Origin of the sequence: uncultured Roseicyclus sp. (assembly GCF_937892565.1) — a bacterium.
Taxonomy (GTDB): Bacteria; Pseudomonadota; Alphaproteobacteria; order Rhodobacterales; family Rhodobacteraceae; genus Roseicyclus.
On record NZ_CALAHQ010000089.1, the window covers coordinates 1 to 9,935 of the forward strand.

A 9,935-nucleotide genomic window follows, 5' to 3' on the forward strand; every position below is an offset into this window, starting at 1 on the left:
TGGCAGGAGTGTTCACCCTGCTGCCGGGGCGAGTCATGAATGATGTCTTGCTGGGCAATCGACCGGAGGCAGGCCTCTGGGCCGTCGTGATCGGTGTCGTCGTGTTGCTTTGGGGTTGGCGTCGATGGCTGCGGCGGGTCGCGGCCGGGCGTGCTTGATTTTTGTGCTTGAGGTGCGCTGCGGCTTTCTCTAGAGACGCGCTCACCAAGCCTCAGACAGTGCGGTCGTGGCGGAATTGGTAGACGCGCAGCGTTGAGGTCGCTGTTCCTTAACCGGAGTGGAAGTTCGAGTCTTCTCGACCGCACCAACTACTTTCCAGCTTATTCTGACCGGGCGTTTTGGCCCCGCCGGTGACGGGTCAAGATAACCCCGTGACATGGCGGCCGCGCTGGTGTTTATCCGTGCGCGGATAAGTTGGAGGAGGGGACTTCATGCAATTCATGCGGATCGGTCAACCGGGGTCGGAACGCCCCGTGGTTCAGGCGCAAGACGGAAGCTGGCGCGACATGTCCAGCATCGTGTCCGATATCGGACCCGACAGCATCGAGGGGTTGACGGCGGCGCTTGGCGGGTTTGACCCGAACGCGCTGCCGGTCGTCGATGTCACGGGCCAGCGGATCGGGGCGCCCATCGCACGGCCGCGCAACATCTGGTGCATCGGGCTCAATTATTCCGACCATGCCGCCGAAGCAGGCATGCCGGTGCCGTCCGAGCCCATCATGTTCGCCAAACCGGGCAGCACGCTGTGTGGCCCGAACGACCCGATCCTCAGGCCCGCCCATGCCGCCAAGCTGGATTGGGAGGTGGAATTGGGCATCATCATCGGCAAGCCCGCCTTGGGCATCGCACCCGAGGCGGCGATGGATCATGTGTTCGGCTATGTCGCGGCCAACGACGTGTCTGAACGTGCCTGGCAGATCGAGCGCGGCGGTCAATGGTCAAAGGGCAAGAGCTATCCGTCCTTTTGCCCCTGTGGCCCGGTTCTGGTCACCCGCGATGCGATCCCCGACCCGCAGGCGCTTGAGATGGAGCTGACCGTCGATGGCGAGGTGATGCAGCGCGGATCGACCGCGACCATGATCTTCGGCGTTGCGCATCTGATTGAATATCTCAGCCGCTTTGCACTGCTGGAACCGGGCGATCTGATCGTGACCGGAACGCCGCCCGGCGTGGGCATGGGCAAGAAGCCGCAGCGCTACCTCAAGGGGGGTGAGCGGGTTGAATTGTCGATCGCGGGTCTGGGCCGGCAATCCAATCTTGTGACCGATATCTGACCGGGGCCGGGGCGCTGCTTAAAGCCGGGGCAAAAGCCCCGCCGATTGCAGCGCCTCGAGCCGTGCATAGGCGCCGTTCATCGCCATCAGTTCGGCGTGGCTGCCCTGTTCGATCACCCGCCCCCGGTCAAGGACCAAGATCAGATCGGCCTCGCGGATCGTCGACAGCCTGTGCGCGATCACCAGCGTCGTGCGCCCGGCGCTCAGCCGGGTCAGCGCATCTTGCACCAGTTGCTCCGAGCGCGCATCCAGCGCCGAGGTCGGTTCATCGAGCAACAGGATCGGCGCGGCCTTGAGAATGGCGCGCGCGATGGTCACGCGTTGGCGCTGTCCGCCCGACAGCGCAGAGCCGCGTGGCCCGACGGGCGTGTCCAGCCCCAATGGCAGGTGATCGGAAAATTCCAGAACCGACGCGGCCCGGGCGGCCGCGCGCACCTCGTCGGGGGTGGCGTCAAGACGGCCAAGGCGGATGTTATCGGCAATCGTCGCATCGAACAGCGCCGTTTCCTGACCCACCACCGCGATGGCATCGCGCAGCTGGTCAAGATCGAGATCACCCACCGCGTCACCGCCGATGCGAATGGTGCCCGCATCGGCATCGATCAACCGGGTCAACAGGCCAAAGACCGTGGTCTTGCCTGCACCCGACGCGCCGACGATGGCCGTGGTCTGGCCCTGCTTGGCCACAAAGCGCAACCCGCGCAACACGGGCGCGTCGCCATAGCCGAATTCCACATCCTCAAATGCGATATCGCCCGGTTGCAACGGGCGTGGATTGGCGGGCGAAAGGATCGTGGGGTGCGCATCCAGCACATCATAGAGCCGCTGAAGCGACGCAACACCCGCCTGGAGCTGGCCCGCGATGTTCGACAGCCGCCGCAGCGGATCGAACAGCAGGCCCAAAGCGGTGAAAAACGACATGAACTCGCCGACCGATTTTTCGCCCGAGACGATCTGTGCCCCGCCATAATACAAAACCGCGACAAGCCCGATGGCCGACACCAGATCGATCGTCGCCGGGTTCGCGGCCAAGCCGCGCTGGGCGCGCAGCGCCTGGCGCAGAAAGCCGCGCACCTCGCCGTCGAAGCGGGCCATCTCATGGGCTTCAAGCCGGTTGAGCTTGACCGATTGTGCACCGTGAAAGATCTCGTCAAGCTGGGTGGCCAGCCGCGATGCCGCCTCACGGCTGGCGGTGGTGGTGATCCTGATATAGCGTTGCAAGGCCAGGATCGGCAGCACCAACAGGGGCAAACCGATCAGCGCCAAGAGCGTCCAGACCCAGTCGTTGAGCACCATCACGGTCAACAGCGCCACAAGCCCGATCGTGTCGCGGCCCAGCGACATCACCGTGTTGGCCGCGATCCCCTGCAAGGCCAGCGTGTCGCCGCGCACCCGTTCGATCAGCGCGCCCGGTGCCATGTCGCGAAAAAAGCTCAGGTCAAGCGACAGGATATGCCGCAAAAGCCGCGATTGCAGCGCGGTCGTGACCTTGAGACCTACCGCCACAAGGATCACCCGCTGCCCGAACCCCGCAACGGCGCGCAGCGCAAAGACACCGGCAATCGCCAGCGCGACCCAGCCCACCCCCGACATGTTGTCGGACGAAAAAAGATCATCGAAAAGCGGTTGGATCAACCAAGCCAAAAGCCCAAGCGCCGCACCCTCAAGGCTCATCAGCACGCCTGCGATCAGCAAGCGCGGCCAGTACCCCGCCACATGGTCGCGCCACAAACGCGCCAAGAGCGTGCCCGCCGGGGTAACGGTGGGGGGCTGTGGCGTTTGGGTGTCGGAAAGCTTGGGCAGGGTGGTCCGCTCCTGCGGCTGGGCTGGGCAACAGATGTGCGTCTTACGCCAAGCTGTCTTGCGCGGCAAGCAAGCGGTGCGGCGGCCCTATTGTGGAGCCACGCGCGACCTTGTCATCCGATCGCCCAAATCCAGGCCGAGGCGGTCACGACGGTCAGCGCGGTGCCGATCAGGATCGACGAGGCCACAACGCGCCGCGCCACCCCATACATATCGGCAAAGATATAGGTGTTCACGCCCGGCGCCATGGCCGCCGTCACAACCGCGGCGCGCAGTTGCTCCTGACTGAGCCCGGCGATGGAGTGCCCCATGGTCCATGCGATGGCGGGATGCAAAAACAGGGAAATGCAGCAGATCATGGCGATCAGGCGCAATTCGCCCTCGGGCTTGTAGCGATAGAGAACCCCGCCCAGCCCGAAGAGCGCCGCTGGCAACGCCGCGCGCACCATCAGGGCCACCGCCTGATCGATCATGGCAGGAACCGGAAGACCGCTGAGGTTGACGGCAAAGCCCAGGCCGATGCCGATCATCAAGGCATTGCGGAAAATCGCGGTAGTGACCACTTGCAGCAAGCCAAGCCCGCCTGTTTCGGCGCGCACGATTTCCATCGTCACGATGCCCAGCACATAACAGATCGGCGCATGCAGCGCGATGATGGCGTAATTCGGCCCAAGGCTGTCGACACCATAGGCGCGTTCGCCAATTGCCAGTCCCAGAAGAACCGAATTGGCAAACAGCCCGCAAAAGCCGATGGCGACGCTGTCGGTCCATGGCCGCCCAAAGATCAGCCGCGCACCGAACAGACCCGCGAAAAAGCTGACCACCGACCCGCTGTAATAGCTGACCATCAGCCAAAGGTCGAAATCCGCCCCCAGATCCAGCGTGGCGATGGCCGAAAACAACAGGCAGGGGATCGCGAATTTCTGGGTAAAGCTCATCAACCCATCGACAGCGGCATCCGAGAACAGCTTGCGCCAGACCGCGAGATACCCCGCCGCCACGACCACAAAGACGGGCAGCACGATGGAAAGAATATCGCCCAATGCGTCAGACCCTGTAGGTGATGGTCATGCCGTCATGGGCGGGCATGATGTGATCGGGCGTCTCCGCCATGAGTGTCGCATGATCCAGATCGACATGCATGTTGGTCAGCACCGCCCGGCGTGGTCTGGCGCGCGCGATCCATTCGAGCGACCGCGCCAGATGGGCATGGCTGGGATGGGGCGTGTGGCGTAGCGCGTCCAGCACCCAGCAATCAAGATTGTCAAGCACTGGCCATGCCGCATCGGGGATGTCCGAGACATCGGGAAGATAGGCCAGATCCGCGATGCGAAAGCCCAGCGCGTGGATGTTGCCATGCGCCACCTCGAAGGGGGTCAGCCGGATTGCCCCGCCCGCGCCGTCGATCACCACATCGCCCGCGATGGAATTAAGATCGAGGATCGGCGGATAGGCCGACCCGGGCGGTTGCACAAAGGCATAGGCAAAGCGGTTCAGAAGATCGTTCTGCGTGGCACCATCGGCCCAGACCGGCAGCCGCTTGCGCGTGTTGTGGACGATCATCCGCAGATCATCGAGACCATGCACATGGTCGGCATGGGCATGGGTGTAAACCACGGCGTCAAGCCGCCCGATGCTCGCATCAAGCAGTTGCGCGCGCAGATCGGGCGAGGTGTCGATCAACACGGCCGTTTCACCCCCGCCGTCACGGCGCTGGATCAGCAATGAACAGCGCCGCCGCATGTTCTTGGGATTGGTCGGGTCGCACGCGCCCCAATCCCCGCCAAGGCGCGGCACGCCCCCCGATGACCCACATCCCAGAATGGTAAAGATCAGCTCTGCCATCGTCTCAGGCCGCCTTTGCCCAGGCCGCAGCCTTCCAGAACAGCCGGTCGAAATTGGCCGAGGTCTGGCGCGCGAAATCGGCATGGTCCAGCCCGAACAGATCGGCGCCCACGCGCGCGGTATGTGCGACGTAAGCTGGCTCGTTGCGCTGGCCGCGATGGGGCGGGGGGGCCAGATAGGGGCTGTCGGTTTCCAGCAAGATCCGATCGAGCGGCGCGGCGGCAAAGATCTCGCGCAGGGCGCCCGATTTGGGGAAGGCCGCGATGCCCGACATCGACAGGTAGAACCCCAGATCAAGCGCCGCCTGCGCCAACGCGGCGCTGGAGCTGAAGCAATGCATCACGCAGCAATAGCGCCCCGCGCGGTATTCTTCGGTCAGGATGCGGGCCATGTCGTCATCGGCGTCGCGCGCATGGATGATCAGCGGCAGAGCTGTCCGGCGCGCCGCCTCTATATGGATACGCAGGCTTTCCTGCTGCACGGGCTTGGTGTCGGCGGTGTAGTGATAATCCAGCCCCGATTCCCCGATACCCACGAATTTCGCATGTGTGGCCAGGGCCTCCAGTTCGGCCACACTGGTCAGCGGTTCTTCGGCGGCGCTCATCGGATGGGTGCCTGCTGCCCAGAACACCGGCCCATGCGCCTCGGCGATGGCGCGCACGCTGGCCGCCTTGCGCAAACGGGTGCAGATCGTGACCATCCGCGTCACGCCAGCGGCTTGGGCGCGGGCCACCACCTCGGGCAATTCACCCGCCAAGCTGTCGAAATCCAGATGGCAATGGCTGTCGACGATTTCGGGCTGGGGGGCGGGCATGGGGCTCATTTCACCAAAGATCAGACGCCGGGCAGGGCGGCTGCCGCCCGGTCGAGTTCAAGGAACATATCGAATGTGAGCGCGGCGGGGTCAAGGTTGACCGCCCGCCCGCGCCGCGCGCGCTGCGTCAGCGCGGTGGCCAGATCGGCCCAGTGGCGCCCTGCGCCGGGTGTCGGGGCCAAACGGGCCAGCGTTGCGGCTTCACCTTGCACAATTTCGGGCAGGGCGGTCGCGGTGGTGCCTTGTCGCGCCAGCCGCGCCAGAACCCGGTCCAAAAGCGCCAGTGTCAGATCAAAGCGCGCATCGCCATCCTTGCCCATGGTGGCGTCGGCCAATTGCAACGCGAGGGGTCGGTCAAGACGCGGCAAGCCCTGCAAAAGCCGCAAGAGATCGGCGTAAAGCCCCAGCCCGTCATGGGACAACAGCCGCACCGCCGCGCCGACGGACCCGCCCGCCAGTTCCGTCAACCCGGCGGCATTGCCGGGCACGGCGTGACCCGCTTGCGCCAGTGCGGCCTCAAGATCGGCGGGGCCCAAAGGCTGAAAGCGCAGCATGCGGCAGCGTGAGCGGATCGTGGGCAACAGCCCCGAGGGTCGGTGCGCGATCAACAACAGCACCGCGTCGCGTGGCGGTTCCTCCAATTCCTTCAACAGCGCATTGGCGGCATTCGGGTTCATCTCGTCGGCGCAATCCACGATCACCACACGCCGCCCATTGCCGCCCGCCGTCATCTGGAAAAAGCTTTTCAGGCGGCGCACCTCGTCGATGCGGATCATGTCAGACAGCGCCTTGCCATCCGGGCGGGGGCCGCGCCGGATCAGGCAAAGCCCCGGTTCCGACAGGGCGCGCATCCGCGTCGCAACAGGGTGGTCTTGGGCGACCTCAAGGCTTGTGGGGGGGGCAAGTGTGCCAAACAGCCCGTCGCCATGATCGATCGGTGTGGCCAGCAAGTAACGCGCCGCGCGCCAGGCAAAACTTGCCTTTCCTACCCCCTTTGGCCCGGTCAGTAGCCAGCCATGCGGCAGCCGACCGGACATGGCGGCAGCCAGGAACGCGGTCTCGGCTTCGGCATGGCCGAACAGGTGCGTCGTGTCGCGCGGATGGGGCGCACCCTCGAGGCGATCGGGTTCTGGCAGCGTGTCATCGGTCATGGCCTGTCCTAGCACGGCTCGTGGGGGGCGGAAAACGCAAGTTTTCCGCACGGGAAATCTGTGGATTTCCCACACGAAAAACTTGCGTTTTTCGGCTCAGCCGAGCCGTTGTGTCACAACGGCCTGAATGTCGTCCGCGATGGCATCGGCGCTGCGGTTTGCATCGATCAAGACACAGCGCCCCGGCGCCTCGTGGGCCAAGGCGCGAAACCCTGCGTGCAGCTTGTGCTGAAACGATAGCCCGAACTCCTCGAAGCGGTCTTCGCCCGAACGGCGCGCCAGTCCGCGGGTCAGCGCGATTTCCGGGTCCATGTCCAGGATCAGCGTCAGATCGGGTTCGATGCCGATGATCCGGGCATGAATGTCATCGACCAGCCCGCGCAGATCGCCGCGCGTGGCCCCCTGATAGACCCGCGTGCTGTCGGCAAAACGATCGGTGATCACGTCACGCCCCATTGCGAGCGCAGGACGGATCGTGCGTTCCAGATGATCGCGGCGCGCGGCTGTGAACAGCAAGATCTCGGTTTCGGGCGACCAGCGGTCCGGGTCGCCTTCGACCAGCAATCGGCGGATGTCCTCGGCACCGGGCGCACCGCCCGGCTCGCGCGTCAGGACAGGCGCCCGGCCGCAGGCGCGTAGCCGATCGGCCAGCCGGCGCGCTTGCGTCGATTTGCCCGAGCCATCGATCCCCTCGAGGCTGATGAACAGGCCCATGTTCCGCTCCATCACCCGTCGGCCGGGTCTGGGGGCGGTGCCATCACCTGATCCAATACGGCACGCAGCGCGGTCGTCAACCGGATGCTCAGGCCGCCCTGGGCCACAGATGCAGTCGCCAAGAGCGGGATCCGATGTTCCACGGACCCATCCCCATCGCCTTCGCCCAGGCGCACGATCAATTCGCCCAAAACATCGCCTTGTGCCACGGGAGCCGGCATGGGGCTGGTGTAGGTCATATGTGCCGAAAGCGGGGCATCACCCAAAACCGGCAACAAAAGCGTCAGATCCGCCCCCGCTGCCAGACCCACATCCGCGCCCGCACCCATGAACACGGGAACACGCGCCAGTTCCGTGCCTTGCGTGACAACTTGCCGTTCCACGAACTGCCGGAAGGCCCAGTTGAGGATGCGTTCGCTTTCGCGTGCCCGGTCCTCGGCCGTGGGCAGACCGGTGATCACAAAGGTCACGCGACGCGTGCCTTGCACCGCCGATCCGACAAGACCGAAACCCGCCTCTTGGGTATGGCCGGTCTTGAGCCCATCCGCCCCGATCCCCAGACCCAGCAGCGGATTGCGGTTGAAGCGGTTGGCAGGTGCGCGGTTTTCGTAATCGAATTCCGTCTCGATGAAATAGCGATAGTAATCGGGATGCGCTGTGATGATTTCTTCGGCCAGAATGCCCAGATCGCGCATGCTCATCACATGGCCGGGGGCGGGCCAGCCCGATGCGTTGATGATCGTCGTCGTCTCCATCCCCAGCGCGCGGGCGCGATCGGTGGCGATACGGGCGAACCCGGCTTCGGTCCCATCAGGGCTGAGCGCCTCAGCCAGCACGACAGAGGCATCATTGCCCGATACGACCACGATCCCTCGGATCAGATCCTCGATCGTGGGGCGGTCGGTGGTGTTCAGAAACATCGTCGATCCGCCGAAACTCATCGCATGCTCGCTGACGCCCACGCGCGTGTCCAAGCTCAATCGGCCCTCCTTGAGCGCCTCGAACGCCATAAGAAGGGTCATCAGTTTCGACATGGAGGCAGGCGGCAGAGGAATATTTTCATTCTGCGCAAACAGCACCTGACCCGAGCGATGGTCGATCACATAGGCAGCCGTGGCCTCGGTTTCATATCCTTGCGCGCTGGCAAGGCTGACTGACAGCACGACGCCCAATGCGGTCACAACCGTGGCGGCGCGACGGGACAGGGTGAAAAAGACGGCGGGCATTACGGTATCTCGTTTCAATGGGTCACCTTGCGACGACATAGGCATCTTGGAAGCCAAGCCGGCGTACCGACCCGATCATGGCGTCACGATCTGCGATCGACTGCGCAGGTCCGACCACGACGCGCCAGAAGCGACGCCCATTCGATTCCTGATCGTAGAGTGTCGGTACCAGCCCGCCATTGCGCAAGACCTGCATGGTGCTGTTGGCGTTTTCCTGCACCGAAAAAATGCCGATCTGCACAAAAGGACGCGCAAGCGCGGCGGAACCCGTGGTCACGGCGGCAACCGGGGCGACGGGTTGTGCAGGGGCAACCGGACCGGAGATCGTCGCGACAGCGACAGCCGCGGTGGTTGGCCCCGGGCGATCCGCCGTCTCCTCCCGGCGCAGCGCGGTTACCTGAAGTCGGGTGGGATCAGCGGCCCCGATACCGAGCGCCGCGGCCGCATCCGAAGACACCATCAAACTGGCCCCCGGCGCATCGCGGTCGCGTCGAAACAGCGCCCCGATCACAAAGCGGCCATTTTCTTCGTTGCGGATGATCACGCGTTCGGGGCCGGTGGCGGTGGGGTGGGCCACCCAGACCCCGCCAAGCGATGCCCGCCCGTCCCAAAGACCTTCCTCCGTGACTTCGAAGACTTCGGGGGCTTCGACATCGCGCTCGATCAGTCGGGTTGCTCCGATGGGTGCTGCGCCTGAATTGCCAAACGCGCCAGGACCCATCCCACACGATGCGAGCGCAGCAAACGCGCACAACACAAATCCCAAGCGTGCCCGCAACCCGATGATGGGAAAGCTCTGCATGTCCTTGCCCTGCCTGCACGCGATCGGCACCCTGGATGCCACAGTTGCCCGCCGGGCTCTTGGCTGTGGCCCGGTCTGTCTTGGTCAGAAATCACGATATCGGGTTTTGCTTAGGCTGAAAACCAGTTTGCCAAAAGCAAGTCGCAAGCCCACCCAAGTGTTGCCATATCGGCGCGTCTTTCAGAATCACGACAACCCCCCTAGACAGACCCAGCCGGAGGAGTGGCCGAGCGGTTTAAGGCACCGGTCTTGAAAACCGGCGTGCGTGAAAGCGTACCGTGGGTTCGAATCCCACCTCCTCCGCCA

Annotated in this window: 9 protein-coding genes and 2 tRNA genes; 3 read left to right on the forward strand and 8 right to left on the reverse strand. The window is 64.3% G+C overall.

Features of this window, described 5'->3' with window-relative positions; genetic code table 11:
* Positions 1-220 precede the first annotated feature (220 nt).
* Positions 221-307 (forward strand) — tRNA-Leu (locus Q0094_RS12255).
* A gap of 124 nt (positions 308-431) precedes the next feature.
* Entirely contained in the window at positions 432-1,274 is an 843-nt protein-coding gene (locus tag Q0094_RS12260; RefSeq protein ID WP_297619928.1) for a fumarylacetoacetate hydrolase family protein, read from the forward strand.
* Between the two features lie 18 nt (positions 1,275-1,292).
* Here Q0094_RS12260 and Q0094_RS12265 read toward each other — a convergent pair whose 3' ends face one another.
* The 8 genes from Q0094_RS12265 to Q0094_RS12300 all read right to left on the reverse strand — a co-directional run bounded on the left by Q0094_RS12265 (position 1,293) and on the right by Q0094_RS12300 (position 9,548).
* Positions 1,293-3,014 (reverse strand): ABC transporter ATP-binding protein, encoded by a 1,722-nt coding sequence (locus tag Q0094_RS12265; protein ID WP_297619930.1) that lies wholly within the window; start codon positions 3,012-3,014, stop codon positions 1,293-1,295.
* Between the two features lie 176 nt (positions 3,015-3,190).
* A complete protein-coding gene (locus Q0094_RS12270) occupies positions 3,191-4,120 on the reverse strand; it encodes an AEC family transporter (RefSeq protein WP_297619932.1) in 930 nt (309 codons plus the stop codon).
* 4 nt (positions 4,121-4,124) lie between these two features.
* The gene (locus Q0094_RS12275) at positions 4,125-4,922 is read right to left on the reverse strand and encodes an MBL fold metallo-hydrolase (protein WP_297619934.1); all 798 of its coding nucleotides are present in this window, start codon (positions 4,920-4,922) and stop codon (positions 4,125-4,127) included.
* 4 nt (positions 4,923-4,926) lie between these two features.
* Positions 4,927-5,745 carry a TatD family hydrolase gene (locus Q0094_RS12280; RefSeq protein ID WP_297619936.1) on the reverse strand — a complete coding sequence of 273 codons (819 nt, stop codon included), beginning with the start codon at positions 5,743-5,745 and terminating at the stop codon, positions 4,927-4,929.
* 11 nt (positions 5,746-5,756) lie between these two features.
* Positions 5,757-6,887, reverse strand: coding sequence for a DNA polymerase III subunit delta' (locus tag Q0094_RS12285; RefSeq protein WP_297619938.1), 1,131 nt, complete (start codon positions 6,885-6,887; stop codon positions 5,757-5,759).
* A gap of 96 nt (positions 6,888-6,983) precedes the next feature.
* Positions 6,984-7,601 carry a dTMP kinase gene (gene tmk, locus Q0094_RS12290; RefSeq protein ID WP_297619940.1) on the reverse strand — a complete coding sequence of 206 codons (618 nt, stop codon included), beginning with the start codon at positions 7,599-7,601 and terminating at the stop codon, positions 6,984-6,986.
* Between the two features lie 11 nt (positions 7,602-7,612).
* Positions 7,613-8,827 carry a D-alanyl-D-alanine carboxypeptidase family protein gene (locus Q0094_RS12295; protein WP_297619943.1) on the reverse strand — a complete coding sequence of 405 codons (1,215 nt, stop codon included), beginning with the start codon at positions 8,825-8,827 and terminating at the stop codon, positions 7,613-7,615.
* A 22-nt stretch (positions 8,828-8,849) separates the two neighbouring features.
* Positions 8,850-9,548 carry an SPOR domain-containing protein gene (locus tag Q0094_RS12300; RefSeq protein ID WP_297619946.1) on the reverse strand — a complete coding sequence of 233 codons (699 nt, stop codon included), beginning with the start codon at positions 9,546-9,548 and terminating at the stop codon, positions 8,850-8,852.
* A 297-nt stretch (positions 9,549-9,845) separates the two neighbouring features.
* Between Q0094_RS12300 and Q0094_RS12305 the strand changes: the two genes are divergently transcribed.
* Positions 9,846-9,935 (forward strand) — tRNA-Ser (locus Q0094_RS12305).

What these genes read in the sequence shown, in the direction of transcription:
- Q0094_RS12295 (WP_297619943.1), bottom strand. Translation starts at nt 8,827, where the DNA reads ATGCCCGCCGTCTTTTTCACCCTGTCCCGTCGCGCCGCCACGGTTGTG.
- Q0094_RS12280 (WP_297619936.1), bottom strand. Translation starts at nt 5,745, where the DNA reads ATGAGCCCCATGCCCGCCCCCCAGCCCGAAATCGTCGACAGCCATTGC.
- Q0094_RS12285 (WP_297619938.1), bottom strand. Translation starts at nt 6,887, where the DNA reads ATGACCGATGACACGCTGCCAGAACCCGATCGCCTCGAGGGTGCGCCC.
- Q0094_RS12275 (WP_297619934.1), bottom strand. Translation starts at nt 4,922, where the DNA reads ATGGCAGAGCTGATCTTTACCATTCTGGGATGTGGGTCATCGGGGGGC.
- Q0094_RS12300 (WP_297619946.1), bottom strand. Translation starts at nt 9,548, where the DNA reads ATGGGTCCTGGCGCGTTTGGCAATTCAGGCGCAGCACCCATCGGAGCA.
- Q0094_RS12260 (WP_297619928.1), top strand. Translation starts at nt 432, where the DNA reads ATGCAATTCATGCGGATCGGTCAACCGGGGTCGGAACGCCCCGTGGTT.
- tmk (WP_297619940.1), bottom strand. Translation starts at nt 7,601, where the DNA reads ATGGGCCTGTTCATCAGCCTCGAGGGGATCGATGGCTCGGGCAAATCG.